Origin of the sequence: Amycolatopsis sp. MtRt-6, assembly GCF_017308975.1 — a bacterium.
GTDB lineage: Bacteria > Actinomycetota > Actinomycetes > Mycobacteriales > Pseudonocardiaceae > Amycolatopsis.
In genome coordinates, this window is sequence record NZ_JADWPD010000002.1 from 115,129 (window position 1) to 135,111 (window position 19,983).

At 73.1% G+C, this 19,983-nt stretch carries 17 protein-coding genes and 1 tRNA gene; 11 read left to right on the forward strand and 7 right to left on the reverse strand.

What is annotated here, in order from left to right; all coding sequences use genetic code 11:
• The first annotated feature begins 22 nt into the window (after positions 1-22).
• Together I4Q55_RS04205 and I4Q55_RS04210 are read left to right on the forward strand one after the other, a co-directional pair.
• On the forward strand, positions 23-1,018 hold the full coding sequence (locus I4Q55_RS04205; protein ID WP_206784670.1) for a LacI family DNA-binding transcriptional regulator: 996 nt from the start codon (positions 23-25) through the stop codon (positions 1,016-1,018).
• A 53-nt stretch (positions 1,019-1,071) separates the two neighbouring features.
• Positions 1,072-2,280 (forward strand): MFS transporter, encoded by a 1,209-nt coding sequence (locus tag I4Q55_RS04210; RefSeq protein WP_206784671.1) that lies wholly within the window; start codon positions 1,072-1,074, stop codon positions 2,278-2,280.
• 46 nt (positions 2,281-2,326) lie between these two features.
• On the opposite strand, the gene I4Q55_RS04215 is transcribed toward I4Q55_RS04210, so the two are convergent.
• From I4Q55_RS04215 to I4Q55_RS04225, 3 genes are all read right to left on the reverse strand, one after another.
• Entirely contained in the window at positions 2,327-3,217 is an 891-nt protein-coding gene (locus I4Q55_RS04215; RefSeq protein ID WP_307793104.1) for an ROK family protein, read from the reverse strand.
• Between the two features lie 11 nt (positions 3,218-3,228).
• A complete protein-coding gene (locus I4Q55_RS04220; protein WP_206784673.1) occupies positions 3,229-4,653 on the reverse strand; it encodes an APC family permease in 1,425 nt (474 codons plus the stop codon).
• Positions 4,654-4,836: 183 nt separating this feature from the next.
• Positions 4,837-5,067 carry a hypothetical protein gene (locus tag I4Q55_RS04225; RefSeq protein ID WP_206784674.1) on the reverse strand — a complete coding sequence of 77 codons (231 nt, stop codon included), beginning with the start codon at positions 5,065-5,067 and terminating at the stop codon, positions 4,837-4,839.
• 83 nt (positions 5,068-5,150) lie between these two features.
• Between I4Q55_RS04225 and I4Q55_RS04230 the strand changes: the two genes are divergently transcribed.
• The 4 genes from I4Q55_RS04230 to I4Q55_RS04245 all read left to right on the forward strand — a co-directional run bounded on the left by I4Q55_RS04230 (position 5,151) and on the right by I4Q55_RS04245 (position 9,110).
• Positions 5,151-6,641 (forward strand): MFS transporter, encoded by a 1,491-nt coding sequence (locus I4Q55_RS04230; protein ID WP_206784675.1) that lies wholly within the window; start codon positions 5,151-5,153, stop codon positions 6,639-6,641.
• A 2-nt stretch (positions 6,642-6,643) separates the two neighbouring features.
• The gene (locus I4Q55_RS04235; protein ID WP_206784676.1) at positions 6,644-7,201 is read left to right on the forward strand and encodes a TetR/AcrR family transcriptional regulator; all 558 of its coding nucleotides are present in this window, start codon (positions 6,644-6,646) and stop codon (positions 7,199-7,201) included.
• 149 nt (positions 7,202-7,350) lie between these two features.
• Complete coding sequence (locus I4Q55_RS04240) at positions 7,351-7,902, forward strand: snapalysin family zinc-dependent metalloprotease (RefSeq protein ID WP_206784677.1); 552 nt, start codon at positions 7,351-7,353, stop codon at positions 7,900-7,902.
• A gap of 98 nt (positions 7,903-8,000) precedes the next feature.
• Positions 8,001-9,110, forward strand: a complete 1,110-nt coding sequence (locus tag I4Q55_RS04245; RefSeq protein WP_206784678.1) for an alpha/beta hydrolase — start codon at positions 8,001-8,003, stop codon at positions 9,108-9,110.
• 73 nt (positions 9,111-9,183) lie between these two features.
• On the opposite strand, the gene I4Q55_RS04250 is transcribed toward I4Q55_RS04245, so the two are convergent.
• On the reverse strand, positions 9,184-11,091 hold the full coding sequence (locus tag I4Q55_RS04250; RefSeq protein ID WP_206784679.1) for an alpha-galactosidase: 1,908 nt from the start codon (positions 11,089-11,091) through the stop codon (positions 9,184-9,186).
• A gap of 112 nt (positions 11,092-11,203) precedes the next feature.
• Positions 11,204-11,815, reverse strand: a complete 612-nt coding sequence (locus I4Q55_RS04255; protein ID WP_206784680.1) for a TetR/AcrR family transcriptional regulator — start codon at positions 11,813-11,815, stop codon at positions 11,204-11,206.
• Positions 11,816-11,869: 54 nt separating this feature from the next.
• On the opposite strand from I4Q55_RS04255, the gene I4Q55_RS04260 reads away from it, so the two are divergent.
• From I4Q55_RS04260 to I4Q55_RS04275, 4 genes are all read left to right on the forward strand, one after another.
• On the forward strand, positions 11,870-12,520 hold the full coding sequence (locus tag I4Q55_RS04260; RefSeq protein ID WP_206784681.1) for a class II aldolase/adducin family protein: 651 nt from the start codon (positions 11,870-11,872) through the stop codon (positions 12,518-12,520).
• Positions 12,517-13,458 carry a carbohydrate kinase family protein gene (locus tag I4Q55_RS04265; RefSeq protein ID WP_206784682.1) on the forward strand — a complete coding sequence of 314 codons (942 nt, stop codon included), beginning with the start codon at positions 12,517-12,519 and terminating at the stop codon, positions 13,456-13,458. Before I4Q55_RS04260 ends, I4Q55_RS04265 begins: the two co-directional genes overlap by 4 nt.
• Before the next feature lie 67 nt (positions 13,459-13,525).
• Positions 13,526-13,598, forward strand: a tRNA-Tyr gene (locus tag I4Q55_RS04270).
• A gap of 23 nt (positions 13,599-13,621) precedes the next feature.
• The gene (locus I4Q55_RS04275; RefSeq protein WP_206784683.1) at positions 13,622-15,847 is read left to right on the forward strand and encodes a hypothetical protein; all 2,226 of its coding nucleotides are present in this window, start codon (positions 13,622-13,624) and stop codon (positions 15,845-15,847) included.
• 78 nt (positions 15,848-15,925) lie between these two features.
• Here I4Q55_RS04275 and I4Q55_RS04280 read toward each other — a convergent pair whose 3' ends face one another.
• The gene (locus I4Q55_RS04280) at positions 15,926-17,395 is read right to left on the reverse strand and encodes an FAD-dependent oxidoreductase (RefSeq protein ID WP_206784684.1); all 1,470 of its coding nucleotides are present in this window, start codon (positions 17,393-17,395) and stop codon (positions 15,926-15,928) included.
• A gap of 1 nt (position 17,396) precedes the next feature.
• The gene (locus I4Q55_RS04285; RefSeq protein WP_206784685.1) at positions 17,397-18,299 is read right to left on the reverse strand and encodes a diiron oxygenase; all 903 of its coding nucleotides are present in this window, start codon (positions 18,297-18,299) and stop codon (positions 17,397-17,399) included.
• Positions 18,300-18,406: 107 nt separating this feature from the next.
• Here I4Q55_RS04285 and I4Q55_RS04290 point away from each other — a divergent pair, with 107 nt between their 5' ends.
• On the forward strand, positions 18,407-19,951 hold the full coding sequence (locus tag I4Q55_RS04290; protein WP_307793105.1) for an adenylate/guanylate cyclase domain-containing protein: 1,545 nt from the start codon (positions 18,407-18,409) through the stop codon (positions 19,949-19,951).
• The last annotated feature ends 32 nt before the right edge of the window (positions 19,952-19,983 follow it).

Genomic DNA, 19,983 nt, shown 5'->3' on the forward strand with positions numbered 1-19,983 from the left:
CACTTCTCAGCGAGGGGGTGCAGTGGTCGGCATCAAGGACGTCGCGAAGCGCGCGGGCGTCTCGATCGGCACGGTGTCCAATGTGGTCAACCGGCCGCACGTCGTCGCGGCCGCGACGCGCAGCCGCGTGCTTTCGGTGATCGAGGAGCTCGGCTACGTGCGGGACGAGTCCGCGCGGCAGCTGCGGGCCGGGCGCAGCCGCGTCCTGGGGTTGCTCGTGCTCGATCTCGGCAACCCCTTCTTCGTCGACGTCGCCCGCGGTGCCGAGCAGGCCGCGCACGCCGAAGGCCTCAACATCATCACCTGCAACAGCGGGCAGCGGTCCGAGCTGGAAGCGTCGTACCTGGCGATGTTCGCCGAACAGCGGGTGCGCGGGGTGCTGCTGAGCCCGGTCGCGACGTCCGGCGAGGCGCTGCGGGCGTTCCGGCGCACCGGCACGCCGTACGTCTTCGTCGACCGGAAGGCCCCGGCCGAGGAAGCCAGCTCGGTGTCGGTCGACGACGTCGCCGGCGGCACGCTCGGGGCGCGGCACCTGCTGGAGACCGGGCACCGGCGGATCGCGTTCGTCAACGGCCCCGCCATCCTCGCCCAGTGCCGCGACCGCGAGCAGGGGGTGCGCACCGCGCTGGCCGGCTCCGGAGCGGAACTGACCGTGCTGGAGGCGATCGGCCTCGACGTCTCCTCGGGCCGCGACGCCGGCGCGCGCCTGCTCGGCGCGAGCCCCCGGCCGACGGCCGTCTTCTGCGCGAACGACCTCCTCGCGCTGGGCGTGCTGCAGGCGATGGTCGGCGCGGGGGTCCGCGTCTCGGACGAGATGGCGATCGTCGGCTACGACGACATCGAGTTCGCGGGCGCCGCGGCGGTCCCGCTGACGTCGGTCCGCCAGCCGGCCCGCCGCCTCGGCCGCACGGCCGCCGAGCTGCTGCTGGCGGAGACGTCGGACACGAAACCGGAACGGCGGGCCGTGGTCTTCGCGCCCGAGCTGGTCGTCCGCGAATCGACCCGGGTGCGCCGCTGACCCGGCGGCTAAATCGTTTGGTATTCACCGGTTCCTTCGGCAGGCTGGCGATCATGACCAGCAGATGGGCGCGGCTGCAGGCCGTCGCGGTGTCCGGTTCGTCCGCCGAAGGCCTGATGCTGGCCGCGCTCCCCCTGCTCGCGGTGTCCGTCACCACCGATCCGCGCGAGGTGTCGCTGGTCAACGTCGTGGGGGAAGCGCCGTGGCTGCTGCTGTCCCTCTTCGCCGGGGTGCTCATCGACCGGGTGCGCCGGACCACCGTGCTCGCCTGGGCCTACGCCGTGCAGGCCGGGGCCGCCGTCGTGCTCGCCGCCGTCGCCTCGGCCGGCCTGCTGAACCTGCCCGTACTGCTGGTGGTCGCCTTCGTCGTCACCTCGGCGCAGGTGCTCGGGGACGGCGCCAGTGGTGCCCTGGTCCCGGAGCTCGTCGAGCCCGACCGGCTGGCCCACGCCAACGCGCGGCTGACGGTGATCGACCAGGGGGTCGTGCGGTTCGTCGTGCCGCCGCTGACCGGGTTCCTGATCGCGGTGAGCGGCGGGGCGCCCGCCTGGCTGGCCGTGGCCTGCGCGCTGGTCGCGCTGGTGCTGGCCCGCCGGATCCCGTCGCAGTCCGTCGTGGCGGCGACGACCCACCCGCTGCGGGACCTCTCGGGCGGGCTGCGCCACCTGGTGCGGACGCCGCTGCTGCGGTCGATCACGATCAACGTCGCCCTCGGCTCGTTCGCCGCGAGCGCCGGCAACGCGATGTTCGTGCTGTACGCGACGCAGGTGCTGCACGTCGGCCCGTTCGGCTACGGCCTGCTGCTCGCCTGCCTCGCCGTCGGCTGGGTGGCGTCGTCGTTCGTGGTGCAGAGGGTGGTGGACCGGCTCGGCTATTCGTGGTCGATGCGGTTCTCGCAGAGCTTCGGTGTCGTGGCGGCGCTGCTGATCGCCGTCGTCCCGCCGTGGCCGCCGCTGGTCGGCGTCGTGCTGGTGTCGCTGACGGCGAGCGTGCTCATCTGGAACGTCTGCTCGCAGTCGAGCCGCCAGCGCTTCACGCCGGCGCCGCTGCTGGGCCGGGTGCTCACCAGCCACCGGGCGCTGGCCTGGGGCCTGACCCCGCTGGGCGCGCTGACCGGCGGCCTGGTCGCGGCACACTGGAGCATCCGCGGGGTCTGGGTGATGGCCGCGGGTGTCCAGGCGGTCAGCGCGGTCCTCGTGTGGTTCCAGCTGTCTCCCGCGGCTTTCCGGCAAGCCGAAGAAGCCGCCGCGGCCCGGGCCTGAAGCCGGGTGGTGGCCGGTGCCCCGCCCTGGCACACCACCCGCACACCTAACCGCCCAAGGCCAGCGCCACCGCGCCCAGCAGCGCCGCGTCCTGGTCGAACCGCGCGGCCACCAGCTGAGGCGGGAACGGCACCGCGTGCGCGAGCCGGTCCGCCAGCGCCGGCAGCAGCACGTCCGCCGAGCGCACGAGGCCGCCGCCGACCGCGATGCGTTCCGGGTCCAGGGCGATCGCCAGGTTGGCCACGTGCGTCGACAGCTCGTCGAGCGCGGCCGTGACCAGCTCCTTGGCCTCGACGTTCTCCTTGGCCAGCGCGAACAGCTCCCCGGCGGTGACCGGGCGGCCGAGCAGTTCACTCGCCCGGCCGCCCAGCCCACGCCCACCGACGGCTTCCTCGAGCGGCGCCGCTCCGCTCGCGAAACCCTCGGTGTCCTGCGGCGAGAGCAGGTTGTACCCGATCTCGCCGGCAGCTCCGTTGGCGCCGGTCAGCACCCGGCCGCCGATCAGCACCGCCGCCGCGATGCCGGTGCCCAGTGACAGGAACACCGCCGGGTCGGCCCCGGCCAGCGTGCCCCAGCGCCATTCCGCGAGCGCCGCCGCCTTCGCGTCCGTGCCGACCGAGATCGGCACGGACGGGAACTCCGCGGCCACCAGGTCCGCCAGGCGCAGCTGCTCCCAGCCGGGCACGTTCGGCGCGAGCAGGATGCGGTCCGGCAGCACGATCCCCGGGCTGACGACGCCGATGCACGCGGGCACCGCGCCCTCGTCGGCCAAGAGCGCCCTGGCCGCGGCGAGCGCGCGCACCACCACCTGCCCGGCGCCCGCCTGCGCGTCGGTGTCCAGCCGGCGCGTCGCCAGCAGGGTGCCGTCGCGGTCGGCGAGCCCCAGCGCCACCTTCGTGCCGCCGAAGTCGATCCCGAGAATCCGATCGTCGCTCACGCGAGCGCCCCTCATGCCCGAGTCCCTTCCGGTTCGGCGGCGAACGCCTCGTTGATCTCCTTGGGCCCGAACGGCCAGGTGCGCTCGGCCCTGGCGTAGACCAGGTAGGCGACCGCGCCGAGGACGATCCAGCCGAGCGACAGCCCGATGGACAGCCAGTCGGCGGAGACGTAGATGTAGACCCAGCCGGCGAGCGCGATGATCGTCGGCACCGGGTAGAGCCACTGCCGGTAGGGCCGCCTCAGGTCCGGCTGCCGGCGGCGGAGCACGACGATCGCCGCGACCTGGGCCAGCGACTGGATGACGACCAGGGTCGCGACCGCCGCGTTGATCACCGTGGTCAGGGTGAACAGCGAGCCCAGGATCGTGATGGCGCCCATGGTGAGCACGCCGGCGGTCGGCAGGTGCAGCCTGGGGTGCAGCTTGCCGAACACGGGCAGGAACACCTTGTCCCGCGCGGCTTCGAACGGCACGCGCGAGCCGCCGAGCAGGCCCGCGAAGACGGACCCGATCGCGGCGATCACGATCAGCACGGTGACGGCCTTCGCCGTGCCGGTGCCCCACACCTGTTCCAGCACCGACGACGCGACCGACTTCGCGTCCTTCAGCTGCTCCAGCGGGATCGAGCCGAGCACGCCGACCTGCAGCAGGAAGTACAGGCCCATGATGCCGAGGATCGAGAAGATGATCGAGCGGGGCAGCGTGCGGCCCGGCGTCCGCACCTCGCCGCCGAGGTAGGCGGAGGTGTTGTAGCCGAGGTAGTCGTAGATGGCGATGATCAGGCCGGCGCCGAGGCCGCCCCAGAACGTGCCTTCGCCGCCGGAGCTGAACGCGCCCGGGGTGAAGGCGAACGCCTGCGCCGCGCTGAAGTGCGAGAACGCCGCGACGATCGTCGTCAGCACCGCGGCGAGCATGATGCCGAACAGGACGGTCGTGAGCCGGGAGATCTCGCCGATCCGGCGGAACAGCGCCAGGATGACGACCAGCGTGATGCCGACGCCGATGATCTTGCCCAGCGGCGTCGTGCCCGCGTCGCCGGTGACACCGGGGATCAGGTAGCCGAGGTACTGGACGAGGCCGATGATGCCGGTCGACATGATCAGCGGGATGAACAGCACCGCGCTCCAGACGAACAGGAACGGCATCAGCCGTCCGGTCCGGTACTGGAACGCCTCGCGCAGGTAGAGGTACGTGCCGCCGGCACCCGGCATCGCGGCGCCCAGCTCGGCCCAGATGAGCCCGTCGGCGAGCGCGACGACCGCCCCGATGATCCAGCCGAACATCGCCTGCGGGCCGCCCATGGTGGCGACCATGGCGGGGATCGTGACGAACGGGCCGATGCCGCACATCTGCGTCATGTTGATCGCGGTGGCCTGCAGTGGCCCGATCTTGCGCTCCAGGGCGGGCGGTCCCCCGGACCGGGCAGGTGAGCTCACGACGTGCCTCCGACTTGTAGTTAGTAAAGTTTCTTAACATACAACAAGCCGAGCCGGAAGGGTTCGCGGAGAAACTCGCGGCAACTCGGGAGGACGCGTCGGACGAAACGGGCCCGGACGGAAAGGGCTTTCCCGGCGGTCACGGCCCGGTGGAGGAGACCGGCGCCGCCCGTCCACGGTGGACTAGTCCGACGGCCCCCGCAGGGTGAGCACCACCCGCAGTACGTACTCCACCGCCGACGGGAACGGGGCGCCGCGCAGCTCGCCCCGGTCGGCGAGGTTGCGGGCCGCGAACTCCAGCTCCCGCTCCCGGCCGCCCCGGCGGACGACGAGCGCCGCGATCTCCTCGAAGTCGAGGTCGGGGTGGTCCAGCCGCCTCAGGGCGAACTCGATGATCAGTTCCTCGGCCGTCACATCCGCCCCCTCTCGCTACCCCAGCTTACCCGTGAGCCACGTCACCAGTGTTACTGTACCGTCCAGACGGTATAGTAAGCTGTATGACCGCCACCCTGCCGACCGCCACCCGCCCGTTGAGCCCCCGGCGCCGCTGGGCCGCGCTGGGCGTGCTCGTCGGCGCCGTGCTCCTGCTCGCGGTCGACGGCACCGTGCTCTACCTGGCCGTGCCGTCGCTCACCCGCGAGCTCGCGCCGACCGCCACCGAAATCCTGTGGATCGGGGACGTCTACTCACTCGCCCTGGCCGGCCTGCTTGTCACGGCCGGGAACCTCGCCGACCGCTTCGGGCGCAAGAAAGTGCTGCTCATCGGCACCGCGGCGTTCGGGCTCGCGTCCGCGCTGGCCGCCTTCTCCCCCACCGCCGGCGTGCTCGTCGTCGCGCGGCTGCTGCTCGGGGTCGCCGGCGCGACGATCATGCCGTCGACGTTGTCGCTCATCCGGACGCTGTTCACCGACCCGCGCGAGCGCACCCGCGCCATCGCGATCTGGTCGGCGGGCTCCGGCGGCGGGATCGCGCTGGGCCCGCTGGTCGGCGGCACCCTGCTGGAGCACTATTGGTGGGGCTCGGTGTTCCTGATCAACGTCCCGATCGTCGTCATCTTCCTGGTCATGGGCGCGTGGCTGCTGCCGGAGTCGCGCGACCCGAACCCGGGCCGGTTCGACCTGCTGTCGGCCGGGCTGTCGCTGGTGGCGATCGTCCCGCTGGTCTACGCGGTCAAGCACGCCGTGAGCGCGGGCCTCGACGGGCAGGTGGCCGTCGCCGCCGCGCTCGGCGTGGTCGCCGGTGTCCTGTTCGTCCGCCGCCAGCGGCGAGCCGAGGCTCCGCTGATCGACGTCAAGCTCTTCCGCAACGGCGCCTTCAGCGGTGCGGTGCTGGCGAACTTCATCGCCGTCTTCGCGCTGATGGGCCTGCTGTTCTTCTTCTCGCAGTACCTGCAGCTCGTCCGCGGCTTCTCGCCGCTGCAGGCGGGGTTCGCGGAGATGCCGGCGACGCTCGCCTCGATCGCCGTCGTGGCCGCGGTCGGCGTGGTCACCGGGCGGCTCGGGCGGGGCCGGGCCGTCGCGGCGGGGCTCGCCTTCGCCGCGCTCGGCCTCGCGCTGGTCTCGGTCGCCGAACGGGCGCCGCAGTACTGGTGGCTGGGCCTGACGCTGGTGCCGGTCGGGCTGGGCGTCGGCCTGGCGCTGACGCTGACCGTCGATTCGGTGCTGTCCGCGGTCCCGCGCGACAAGGCCGGCTCGGCGTCGGCGATCTCCGAGACGGCCTACGAGCTCGGGGCGGCGCTGGGCATCGCGATCCTCGGCTCGGTGGTGAACCTGGTCTACCGCGCGTACCTGCCGGCGGGGCCGGTGCCGGACGAGGTCCGCGACTCGCTCGCCGGCGCCGCGAGCGTCCTGGAGCCGGCTTCGGAACTCGCCCACACGGCCCGGGAGGCGTTCACCGGCGCCATGCAGGTGACGTCGCTCGCGGCGGCCGCCGTCACCGCCGTCGCCGCGGTGATCGCCTGGCGTACGATTCCGTCCGGAAAGGACTGAGCATGCCTCGCAAGGCCGGGCGCGGCCCGGAAGAGACGCGCCGCGCGCTGCTCGACGCCGCCGCGACGGTCATCCGCACCCGCGGCGTGTCGGCCTCCCTCGACGACATCGCGCGGGCGGCCGGCGTGTCGAAAGGCGGGCTGCTGTACCACTTCCCGGCCAAGGACGCGCTGGTCCGCACGCTCGCGCAGGACCTCCTCGACGAGTTCCGCACGGCGGTCCGGGCGGCGGTCGACCCGGCCGACACGGCCCCGGGCCGGCTGACGCGCGCGTACGTCCGGGCGTCACTGGACACCTCCTACGACGAGGCGGCCGTCCGCGAGACCTTCGCCCTGATCGCCCAGCTGATCTCGATCCCCGAGATCGCCGAGCTGGCCCGCGCGGACGCGGAGAAGTGGGAGCGCGACCTCCACGACGACGGCCTCCCGGACGACGTGCTCACCCTGGTGGTCGCGGCCGCCGACGGCGCCTGCACGGCGCCGCTGTGGGGCGCGGGTATCGACGTGGCGGCGACGCGGAAGCTGGAACAGCAGCTGCTCGCCCTGACCCGGACCGGCTGACCGGCGGGCTGTCAACCCTCCTTTGGTGCTGGGAAATCACCACTTTCCGGGCCCTACGTTAGTCGGCTCCGGCAACCGCGTCTTGGCGGTAAATTCTCGACAGCGCGCGCAATTCCGGCAAATCCCCGTCCCCCACGAGGAGTCTTCCGATGTCGAGGAAGTTCGCCCTGGCCGGCGCCGTCGCGCTTGCCCTGACCGTGACCCCGCTCGCCGCGGGGACCGCTTCGGCCGCCACCGCACAGGAAGCCGCCGTCACCACGGTCTACTACAGCACCTCCAGCGCACCGACGTTCCGGTCGGTGATCAACGCCGGTGCCGCCAACTGGAACCGCAGCGTCACCAACGTCCGGCTGGTCGAGCGCAACTCCGGCGCGAGCCTGCGCTTCACCGAGGGCAACGACCCCCGCGGCTCCTACGCCGCCACCAACGGCCACGGCAGCGGCACCATCTTCATCGACTACACCCAGGCCCGCCAGTACAACCCGACTCGCATCGCGGCGCACGAGACCGGGCACGCCCTCGGGCTGCCCGACCACTACTCGGGCCCGTGCTCCGAGCTGATGTCGGGTGGCGGCCCCGGCCCGTCCTGCACCAACGCCGTCCCGAACGCGGCCGAGCGCGCCCGGGTCAACCAGCTGTGGGCCAACGGGCTCGCCGCGTCGAGCGAGCAGCGGGTCTACGAAACGATCTACGGCTTCTGAGCCCGAAGGGGCGTGGCCTGGCGGGCCACGCCCCTGACCGGGTCGATCTCGGTGATCATCCCGATGTCCCGCACGCTGGCCGGCAATACGGTCGAAGCATGCGAAAAACCCTCGTCGCCGGGGTCGCCGGCGTCCTTCTCCTGACCGCTGTCCCCGCCTCCGCGGCCACCCGGCTCGCGCTCCCCGCCCCCACCGGGCCGTACGCCGTCGGCAGCGTCGACCTGCACCTCGTCGACCACGCGCGGCCGGACCCCTGGGTCGCCGGGACGACCCGGGAACTCATGGTGACCGTCCGGTACCCCGCCCGTCCCGGCGGTGGCCCGAAGACGCCTTACCTGGCACCGGAAGCCGCCAAGCTGATCGCCGAGGAAGACGCGCGGACGCTCGGCATCGCCGCCGACCGGCTCGGCTACACGTTCGCCACGCACGCCCGCACCGGCGTTCCCGCGGCCGGTGGGCGACGACCGGTCGTGCTCTATTCGCCCAGCGCCAAGTACCCGCGCTCGGTCGGGACCGCGCAGCTGGAGCAGCTCGCCAGCGAAGGCTACGTGACGGTGGCGATCGACCACACCCACGAGCCCGCCGCGGTCGAATTCCCCGGCGGCCGCGTCGAACGCCGGGTGCTGCCCTCGGGTCCCGACGCCGGCCGGCAGCTCATCGCCACGCGCGTGGCCGACACCCGGTTCGTCCTCGACGCGCTGGAAACCCTGGCCAGGGGCGGGAATCCGGACGCCGAACGCCGGGTGCTGCCGGCCGGGCTGGCCCCGGACGTCTCCCGCATCGGCATGTTCGGCCACTCCGCGGGCGGGTTCACCACCGGCGAAGCCATGGTGGCGGACGCCCGCCTCGACGCCGGGGCCGACCTCGACGGGAGCATGGCGTACTCCCAGTCGAACCGCGAATTCGGCCGGGCCGCCGAGGAAGGCCTCGACCAGCCCTTCCTGCTGCTGAGCGCGGGCGACCACAGCGCGGCCGCCGACCCGTCGTGGCAGGAGTTCCTCGCCCACCAGCGCGGTCCCGTCCGCACGCAGCACCTGCCCGACGGCGAGCACTTCAGCTACACCGACTACCAGGTGCTCCTCCCCCGGCTCGGCCTCGACCCGGCGGCCATCGCGCCGTTCGTCGGAACCGTCGACCCGGACCGGAGCGTGGCCGGTCAGCGGGCGACCCTCAGCGCATTCTTCGGCTGCTATCTCGAACGGAAGTAACCAGCACCGGATAGCCGGTTCCCGGAACCGGGAACCGGCACCACCGTCGTGACCAGCGTTGTCCCTGAGCGGCCTAACGCCGGGTCCACTGCTGGTTGGCGCCCCCGCCGCAGGCCCAGAGGATGATCTTCGTGCCGTTCGCGGTGGCCGCGCCGCTGGCGTCCAGGCACAGCCCGGACACCGCGTTCGTGATGGTGCCGTTCGCGTTGAGCGTCCACTGCTGGTTGCGCTGGCCGTTGCAGTCCCAGACGACCACCGCGGTGCCGTTCGCCGTCCCGCTGTTGTAGGCGTCGAGGCACTTGGTGCCGTTGACCACGAGCTGCCCGCGTGCCGGCACCCAGGTCTGGTTCGGGCCGGCGGCGCAGTCCCAGAGCTGGGCCTGGATGCCGTTGGCGATGCCGTTGTCGTTGACATCGACGCAGCGGCCCGACTGGGCACCCACGACCTGGACCCCGTGGGTACCGGGCAGCGGCAGGATCGAGACGCCGGACAGCTGCGGCGGAGTGCCGGAGAACGTCAGGGTGTTGGCGTTCCCCTTGCCCAGCGACACGACGGCGGAGACGGTCTTCGGTGTTCCGCCGGTCGCCGGGAAGGCGACGGCGGTCGGCTGCTGGCCGTTCACGGCAAGGGTGGCCGGCTGGGTGGCGGTCGCGGTGTAGAAGAAGGTCGCGACGGCGAGACCCGTTGCGGGGGCGGTGATCCCGGTGAACCGGGAGCCGGTGGCCGGGTAACTCGCCGACGCGGCGTCGGTGCCCTGGACGGTCAGCAGCACTGAGTCGTTGGCCGGGACGGTGACGCTGTAGCCGGTGGCGAAGCTCCCGGCATTGCTTGCGCCCCAGACGTTGCGCACGGTGGCCGCGGCCGGCGTCAGGCCGAGGTCGGCCCACCGGACGTTCATCGTCGCGGCCGCCGGCGTCCGGTTCAGCAGCACCACCGCGCGCTTCCCGGATCCACTGAGGACTTTCGCGTAGACCTGCAGGCCGGCGGCATCCTCGGCGACCTTGACGCCCTGCAGGCCACGCGGGTCCTGGTCGACGGCGATGACCTCCCGGTTCGTCAGGATCGCCTTCGTGGCCGCGCTCATCGTCGCGAGGTTGTTGCCCGCCAGCAGCGGCGCGCCCGAAACGGACCACAGGCTCATCTCCGTGCGCGCCTGCGCGTCGGTGAGACCGGGCATGCCGACGGTGAGCATGTCGGGGTCGTTGACGTACCCGGTGTGCTGCGAAACGGGGTGCTGCGCCTGGTCGAAGTTGGTCAGCACCTGGCCCAGGGTCGCGCTCTGGCCGTAGTAGATGATGTCCGTGCTGGTCCGCCACATCGCGCCGGTGCCGGCACCCCAGTTCCACGGGTTCTTCTTGCCCCAGTTGCAGATCGACAGCGTGAGCGTGCGGCCGGTCTGCGCCGTCGCGGCCTTGTTGGCGTCGCTGATCGCCCGGTAGGTGCTCTGCGGGTCGAGGCCCTCGACGTCACCGCCACACCAGTCGACCTTCACGAAGTCGAAGCCCCAGCGCTGGAACTGCAGCATGTCCTGCAGGTAGTGGCCTTCGCTGCCGCTCCCGGGTGCCGCGGGCCGCCCGGTCGGGTAGTAGTAACCGCAGCCGTCGCGCCCGGCGTCGGTGTAGATCCCGGCCTTGAGTCCCTTGCTGTGCAGGTAGTCCGCGATCGCCGGCATCCCGCCGGGCCACTCGGCGGTGTCGACGGTGATGTTGCCGGCGCTGTCGCGGGTGCCCTGCCACCAGCCTTCGTCGATGTTGACGTGGTTGTAGCCGGCGTCCTTCATCCCGGAGGAGACGAGCGCGTCGGCCTGCGCCTTGATGGTGTTGTAGTCGATCTTGGCGGCGAAGGTGTTCCACGACGCCCAGCCCATGACCGGCGGGGAGACGGCCACCTCGTCGGCGGTGGTGCTCGCCGCGGCGGGGCCGGTCCCGGGAACCACTCCGGCGATCAGCAGGAACGCGGACAATCCGAGGCGCAGCTTCATGGCATCGCTCCGACTTCGTCGTCGACGACTGTTAGCGCTAACAGAACCTTGTGAATTGTTGACCTGCCGCACTCCCGCGTCAAGCGCCGGACGGCGGGACACCCAGATGTCGCTACGGCCGGGGCAGCTGTCCGAGATACGCCCGCAGCATCGTCTTGACCGGCTCCAGCAGCTCCGGGGCCCCGTCGCCGCGGAACACCTCCTGGATCACGGCGTCCGCGGCGAGGAACGCCGTGCGGCAGGCCACCGCGGCCGCGTAGTCGTCGCGCAGGAGGCCTTGCGCGACGAGCACGCGGTGCACCCCGGTGGCCATCACCCGCTTGTGCGCGCGGTCGGCCTCCCGGGTGCCGTCGGTGAGACCACGGCCGAACCACAGCGCGCGGAACCCCGGCTCCGCGCGGTAGAGCCCGGCGAACGCGTCGACGAGCAGGCCGACCGGGTCCGCCCAGGATTCGCCGGCCGCCTGCTCGGCGAACGAGTCCATCAGGCTTTCCAGGCGGGCGAGGTAGACCTCGCCGAGCGCCTCGGTGATGGCTTCGCGGTCCGGCAGGTACTGGTACAGCGCGCCCACCGAGACACCCGCCTCGGCGGCGACCCGGGTCGTCGTCAGCGCTTCGACGCCTTCCCCGGCCAGCAGGCGGTCGGCGGCCGCGAGCACCTTGGCCAGCTTCTCCCGCGAGCGCGCCTGGCGCGGCACCCGGCGCAGCCTGCCCTCGGCCGTCATCCGCTCCCCAAACCTGAACGTGACTTTGTTTCGGGTTTATCCTAGCCTCGGCGCATGACAGTGGCGAGTTCAGCGCTCGGCGAGGCGCGGCGGTCGGTGGCGAGGGCCTGTCACGGGCTCGCGGGCGAAGGCCTGCTCATCGGCAGCGCCGGGAACGTGAGCGTGCGGGTGGGCGACCACGTGGCGGTGACCGCGACCGGGGTCGTGCTGGGCCGGGCCACGGCCGAGGACGTCACCGTCGTCGACCTGGACGGCACCGTCGTCGACGGCGACCGGGCCCCCACCTCCGAACTGGAGCTGCACCTGGGGATCTACCGCCGCCACGGCGCCGGCGCGGTGGTGCACACCCACTCGCCGCAGGCGACCGCGGTCTCCCTGGTCCTCGACGAGCTGCCGTGCGTGCACTACCAGCAGCTGGCCCTCGGCGGCGCGATCCGGGTCGCGCCGTTCGCCGTCTTCGGGTCCGCGGAGCTGGCCGCGGAAACCCTCACCGCGCTCGACGGCAAGGCCGCCGCGCTGCTGGCCAATCACGGCGCCGTCACCCACGGCCCGACCCTCGAAGCCGCCGTCGACAACGCGCTCCTGCTGGAGTGGGCGTGCGGCCTGTACGTGCGGGCCGCGACGCTCGGCGCGCCGCGCGTCCTGGACTCCGCGCAGCAGGAAGCCGTCGTCGCCGCGGCCGTCCGCCGGGGGTACGGCCGATGACGCAGACGGTCGTCACCCTGGGAGCGCACGTGTTCGACGTGCAGGTCCGGCCGGTCGAGGCCATCCCGGCGGGCCAGGGCGCGACGCTGGTCGAGCAGATCCGCTTCGGGCCGGCCGGCCCGGCCGCCGGCACCGCGGTCACCCTCGCCAAGCTGGGGGCAACGGTCCGCACGGCGGGCGCGGTCGGCGCCGACCCGATCGGCGACCTGCTGCTGGCGATGCTCGCCCGCCACGGCGTCGACACGTCACTGGTGCTGCGCCGCGAAAACGTGCAGACGTCGGCGTCGGTGCTGCCGATCCGCCCGGACGGCAGCCGGCCCGCGTTCCACGTCCCGGGCGCGAACCTCACGTACGAGCCGTCGGACGCCCCGCACGCCGAGATCGCCCGGGCGACCCACCTGCACCTGGGCGGCCCCGAGCTGATGGGCGGCGAGAAGGCCGCGGCGATCCTCGGCCCGGCGCGCGCGGCCGGGGTGGTCACCTCGGCCGACCTGCTCGCCCCCGGCGATCCCGGCGTGCTGGCCTGGCTCGCACCCGCATTGTCCTCTTTGGACTACCTGCTGCCCAATGAGGACCAGGTCCTCGGCCTGACGGGCGCCGGCACCCTGGAAGAAGGCGCCCGCGCGCTGGTCGCCCGCGGCGTCGGCTGCGTGGCGGTGACACGGGAAGCACGCGGCGCCCTGGTGGTGACGGCGGCGGAGACGATCGCCGTCGCCGCGTTCGCCGTCCCGGTGCTCGACACGACCGGCTGCGGCGACGCGTTTTCGGCCGGCTTCCTCCGTGGCATCGGACTGGGCCGCCCGCCACGGGACGCCGCCGTGCTCGGCTGCGCCGCGGCGGGCCTGGTGGCCCAGGGGCTCGGCAGCGACCACGGCGAGTTCGACCTCGCGGCCGCGGACGCCTTCGCCGCCGCGACCCCGGTGCTCGCCACGACCTGAAAAGTCGGTCGCGCCGCTCCCCCGGCGCGGCCTACCCTGGCCCCCGCGGGAAAGCGTGTCCCCGCAGCTTGGAGTAGTTCAGCAGGCAGAACACCCGGCTGTAATCCGGGAGGGCGCAGGTTCGAGTCCTGCCTCCAAGTCTTTGTCACCAGGGGGAGTCCACATGGCACAGGAGGCGTCACCCGGCTACGCCTACGGGCAGCTCGAACGCGCACTGCGCACCGCGTCGTCCACAAAGGACTTCGCGGTCCGCCGCCGCGCCCGCGCCAAGGCCGGGCGGTGGCAGGCGGTGCTCGCCGGCATGGCCGACGGCACGCTGACGGTGGGCTCGCGGACCCCGGTCGCGGACACCCCGGCGTGGGTGACCCTGGAAGTCGCGCACGGCGGGTTCGCCACCGGCCGGTACCTCGCCGAGGTTCCGGTGCGCCCGGCGGAGCTCGCCGCCGTGCCCGCGGGCACCCCGGGCAGCACCGACCGCGAGCGCGTCAACCTCGGCCACCTCACCGACACCGGGCTCGCCGCCCTGCGCGCGGCCCTGGCCACCGAGGCCTACCGGATCGAGGTCCCCGAGGACGCCGCGCTGCCCGTGGTCGCCTGGCTGCTCGACCACGGCCACGCCGAGGCCGCCCTCGACCTGCTCGCCGAGCTGCGGCCGCTGCTGCACCGGCTCCGCCTGGCGCCGCTGCCCGGCACCACGCCGCGGCCGGCGGGCGCGCTGGTGCGGCTGAGCACGGTCGGCGAGGTCCGCGAGACCCTGCGGGCGGCGACGACCAAGCCCGCGATCGCGGCGATGCTGGAAACCCTGCGGGTGTGGCACCCGCTGTACGACCGCCTGGTCGCCCTCTGGGCGGAGACGGTCGACGGCGAACTGCCTCGGCTCACGGCGGACGGCGTCACCGGCGGCTGGCCGTGCCGGACGTGGCCGGCGGACTGGGGGTCGCGGCGGGCGCAGTGGCTCGCGGACTACGCGGCGGCGACCGCGCGGCACCGGGCGTCGACGTCCCACCGGCAGCCGAAGGGCAACTTCGCGCGGCTGTACCGGGCGTTGCGGCTCTGCCAGTTCGCGAGCGCGAACCTCACCGGCCGCGACGTCGGCTGGATCCGCCGGGCGCTGGCCAACACGATCACCAAGCACGGCGAAGCGGGCTCCGAGCGGCGGGCCGCCCTGCGGGCCGGGCAGGCGGTGGTGGCCGCGCGCCCGACGCACGCCGAGCTCGCGGCGGTCCTGGCCGGGCGGCTCGACGCCTACCCCGGCGACGGCGGTCTCCCCGCGCTCGACCCGATCACCGAGGCGGGGGCCGACGTTCCGGCGCACCTCGTCGCGAAGGTGGCGCGGGCACTGGAAGCCCCGGCCGAGGACCTGGTCGCGCGCGGCGTGATCACCTCGGGCGATGTCCTGGCGGCGGTGCTGCCGCAGATCACCGCGCAGCTGATGGCGGCGAACGTCGAGGACGAGCGGCTGGCCGCGTTGTACGCGCAGACGTACGCGGCCTTTCGCCGCCGTCGCGGGCTGCTGCTGCTCGGCCTCGAACACCAGGTGCGGCTCGAGGAGCTGCCGTGGATCCGCGTGCTCGAACCGTTCCGCGCCCGGCGTCCCGACGTCGCCCGGGCGGCGCGGCACACGCTGACGCAGACGGTACTGCTGGCGCTCGGCTCGTTCCCGCAGGCGATCCTGCCGAACACGCTGGTCCGCGAGCTGGGTGCGCTGGCCAAGCAGGCCGGGCTGCCGATGCCGTTGCTGGAGGAGCTGGCGGCCGACATCTTCGTGGGCACGTTCACGGACAAGTGGCGCACGGCGGCGGCGACCACCAGCCGGGTCATGGCGGGCACGCTGTACGCCCGCTACTACGACCTGCCGGACGAGCGGCAATGGGCGGAGCCGCGGCGCCGGCGCCCTTGGCGGACGGCGGACGACTTCGCGGCGGTGTGCGAGGCACGGGCGGGCCGCCGGCGGAGATCGGTGGCGGGCAACGGGATGGTGATCGAGCAGAGCCAGATCCTGACGACGCACAACCTGGCAACGCTGACGGAGACCCTCGACCTGGGGCCACGCCTGGCGGGCTCGGAGCTGGCGGAGCAGGCGTTCGCGTGGGTGGTCCGCCGCATGACGGTCCGTTCCGCGGGACGGCAGCTGGTCAAGAACGTGGCGTACGCCTGGCGGCAGGGGATTTTCTTCTTGAGCTTCTGCGGGGAGGACGAGCAGCGGGCCGCGGTGGCCCGGTTGGGCGAGCTGGTGACGCGGGCGGGCGCGGCGGAGCGGTTCGGCCCGGCGGTGCGGGGTTTGTCGGCAGTGCTGGAGGGTGCGAGGTTCTCGCCCGACGGAACACTCCCGGACGGCTCGGGCCGGCGGCTGCTGGGGTGGACGACCGGCCCGCACTGGTGCCGCTGAGCCCGCCCGGGCGCGATTTTCCTGCATGACTCATTCCTGGCGTCCGACGTCGGGAATGAGTCATGCACTGCCTCCGGGTCAGCCGCGGCCGAACAACCGCGCCCTCGCTCGTCTCCGGCGCGCCGGCAGGCGGCCGGCCACCGCGTCCTCCAGCAATGCCCCCACGGTCTCCCGCGCGCAGGCCTTGTTCGCCCCGATCCCGCCGGACGGGCCGCGCTTGATCCACCCCGCCACGTACTCCCCCGGCCGCCCGGAAACGCGGCCCGAGTCGTTCGGGATCACGCCCGCCTCCTCGTCGAACGGCAGCCACGGCAGCGGTACCCCGCGGAACCCCGCCGCCCGGACGACCCGGCCCGCCGCGATCTCGACGTCTCCCTCCACACCGGACACCACCACCGCGCGGACCTCCGCGTCCCCCGCGAACGCCACCGGCGCCGAGTGGAACCGCAGCACCACGCGGCGCCCGTCCGGCGGCGGCGCCGACCAGTCCACCTTCTCCCGCGGCACCCCCTGCAGCCACGCCGCCTTCTCCCCCGGCGCCGCCCCCTCGATCGCGTCCGCGACGCGCCGATCGTGTGCGTCCACCACCAAGCCGCCGCGGGCCGCCAGTGCCAGGAGCTCCGGGCGCGTGTACGCCGCCGTCTCCGGGCCGCGGCGGGCCAGCAGCACCACCTCGCGGACCTTCGACGACCGCAGCCGCGCCAGTGCTTCCGGGGCGATCGCCGTCCCCGCCAGCGACTCCGGGCCGGCCGTCAGGATGCGGGCGATGTCCACGGCCACGTTGCCCGTGCCCACCACGACGACCCGCTCGGCGGAGAGGTCGGGCGGCGCCACCTCCGGGTGGCCGTTGTACCAGCCGACCACCGTCGCGGCCGGGAGGCTGCCGGGCAGGTCCTCGCCGGGGACGCCGAGGCGCCGGGCTTCGGTGGCCCCGACCGCGTAGATCACCGCGTCGTGCCGGTCCGCCAGGCCGGGATCGGCCGCAACGCCGAGCCGCAGGCGCAGCCGCGGGTGGTCGTGGAACCGCGCGAACGTCTCGCCGATCTTCTTCGTCGACGGGTGGTCCGGCGCGACGCCGTAGCGGATCAGGCCGCCGGCCACCGGGAGGCGGTCGACGAGCGTCACGCGGGCGTTCGTGTGCAGCAGCAGGTCCTCCACCGCGTACATCCCCGCCGGGCCGGTGCCGACGACGGCGACGTCCAGCGGCGCGAAGTCGCTCGGCAGCACCCGCGCGAACGACGGCGGTGCCCACCGGTGGAAGTTCGGCGCCACCGAGACGTCGGCGAGCACGTCCCGGCCCGCGTAGTACTCCGCGTTGATCTGCTCGTACGCCCGCAGCGGCCCGGTCAGGTCGCCGGCCGGGAAGATCGCGTCGACCGGGCAGGCGTCGGCGCAGGCACCACAGTCGATGCAGGTGGCCGGGTCGATGTAGAGCAGGTCCGTGGTCCCGAAATCGGGCTCGTCCGGCGTCGGGTGGATGCAGTTGACCGGGCAGACCGACACGCAGGACGCGTCGGCGCAGCAGGTCTGGGTGATCGCGAACGCCATGTCAGATCAGGTTCGCGCGCTTGTAGAACCACAGCGACGGCTTGGTCAGCAACCCCGCCGAGTGCAGGAACTCCATCAGCCCGGAACAGCTGGAGCGGAGCATCGACTTGTGGTGCTCGTTGGCCTTCGCCTCGCGCCGCGCCCGCTTGCCGTCGAGGCCGGCGTTCTCGTAGACCTTGCCGTTCACCATGCTCGTCACGATGAAGTACGACGCGATCGCGACGACCAGGCCGTTGATCTGCCGCCGCAGCCGGCCGGCGCCGCGCAGCCGCTCGCGGGTCTCCTCGCGGGCGAACTTCATGTGCCGCGACTCCTCCACGACGTGGATGTTGTTGATGGTGCGCACGAACGGGACCACCCGCTCGTCGCGCATCCAGTCGCGCTGCATGACGTCGAGGACTTCTTCGGCGACGAGGATCGCCGCGTAGGCGGCTTCCCCGGTCGCGGTGGCCTTGAAGACCCGGCCCAGCTCGACGACGAACCGGCGCGGCCGGTAGGCGGGCGCCCGCAGCTTCGCCGCGCCGCGGGCGAACATGATCGAGTGCCGGCACTCGTCGGCGATCTCGGTCAGCGCCCACTGGAACGCCGGGTCGGTGGGGTCCTTGGCGTAGAAGTCGCGCAACACCATCTGCTGCAGGATCATTTCGAACCAGATCCCGGTGCTGGCCACCGACGCCGCCTCCTGGCGGGTCAGCTCGCGCTGCTGCTCCGGCGTCATGTCGTCCCAGTAGGAGGTGCCGTAGAGCGTGCTCCACTCCGGACTGGCGCCGTGGTAGCCCGTGTCCAGCGGCGTCTCCCAGTCGACCTCCTTGACGGGGTCGTAGGACAGCTGCTCCGACGAGTCGAGCAGCCGCCGCGCCACGGTCTCCCGGTCCGACACGCCCGATTCGCTGATGCTCGTCACGACCGACCTCCTCGTCAGGTGTTACTCAAGTTCACTGTTACCAACCGTAACATATACTCGGCCACCCGGCTGCGAGCAGTTCAGTGAACGACCGTACACTCAAAATGGTGAACCAGGGACAGTCCCCGGCGGAGCCGTTCGGCTCCGGCCTGCTCGGGCCGCTCGACCAGCACGCCACGGCGTTGCGCCGGCGGGTCCAAGGCCTGCTCACGGCCGCTTTGATCGCCACCAACGTGATCGGCGCGCTGGTGGTCGCCGGGCTCGCGGCCCTGCTCATGCCGGCACCCGGGATGTCCGGCGAACTCGTGCGCGTCACGGCGGTGGCAGTACCCGTGTACGTCGTTTCCGCGGTCGTCGTGGGCACGCTGTGGGGCACCCGCGGCGCCCTCCGGACCCTGCGCTGGGCGGCCGACGGGCGCCCGCCGACCGACGCCGAACGCGCCGCCAGCCTGCGCGTCCCGTTGCGGCTGACGTCCGTCCAGGCGGTGCTCTGGGGCATCGCGACGCTGGTCTTCGGCGGGCTCGCGGCGCTCGTGCAGCCGGAGGTGGTGCTCACCGAACTCCTCGTGGTCGCCTTCGCCGCGGTCGTCGTCTGCGCGATCGCCTACCTCTTCGGCGAGTTCGCGCTGCGGCCGTACGCGGCGCTGGCCCTCGCGGGCACCGCGCCCACGCGGCCGGTCAACGGCGGCGTCAACCGGCGGATGCTGCTGTTCTGGTGCCTGGGCACCGGGGTCCCGGTGGCCGGGCTGGTCGTCACCGCGGTGCTGGCCTGGGTGCGTGGCGACGTCTCCACCACGAAGCTCGCCGTGTCGGTGATCGCGCTCGGGCTGGTCGTGCTGTGCTTCGGCCTGCTGGTCACGGTGTTCACCGCCCGCTCGGTGGTCAACCCGATCGCCTCGGTCCGCGACGCGCTCGGCCGCGTCCGGGCCGGGGACTTCGCCGTCGAAATCCCGGTCTACGACGGCACCGAGCTGGGCCTGCTGCAGGCGGGGTTCAACGACATGGCGGCCGGGCTGGCCGAGCGCGAACGGCTGCGCGACCTGTTCGGCAGGCACGTCGGCCACGAGGTCGCGGTCGAGGCCATGCGGACGTCGGCCGAGCTCGGCGGCACGGTCCGGACGGTGTCGGTGCTGTTCGTCGACCTCGTCGGCTCGACGGCACTGGCCGCGAGCCGCCCGCCGGAGGAGGTCGTCGGCCTGCTCAACCGGTTCTTCGCGGTGGTGGTCGACGAGGTCGACCGGCACCACGGACTGGTCAACAAGTTCGTCGGCGACGCCGCCTTGGCCGTCTTCGGCGCGCCCGCGCCCCTCGGCGACCACGCGACCCCCGCGCTGGCCGCGGGCCGCGCCATCGCCCGCCGGCTCGCCGCCGAGGTCCCGGACGGCCCGGCCGGCATCGGCGTGGCGACGGGCGACGCGGTCGCGGGCAACGTCGGCGATCCGCGCCGCTTCGAGTACACGGTGATCGGCGACCCGGTCAACGAGGCCGCGCGGCTGACCGAGCTGGCCAAGAACGTGCCCGGCCGGCTGCTGGCCTCGTGGACGGCCGTGGAGTCCGCGGCCGCGGCGGAAGCGGCCCGGTGGACCGCGACCGAGGACGTCACCCTGCGCGGCCGCGCCCGGCCGACCACGCTCGCCGTGCCGGCGGACTGATGCCGTACGGTCCGTTGTGGACACGGCGAACA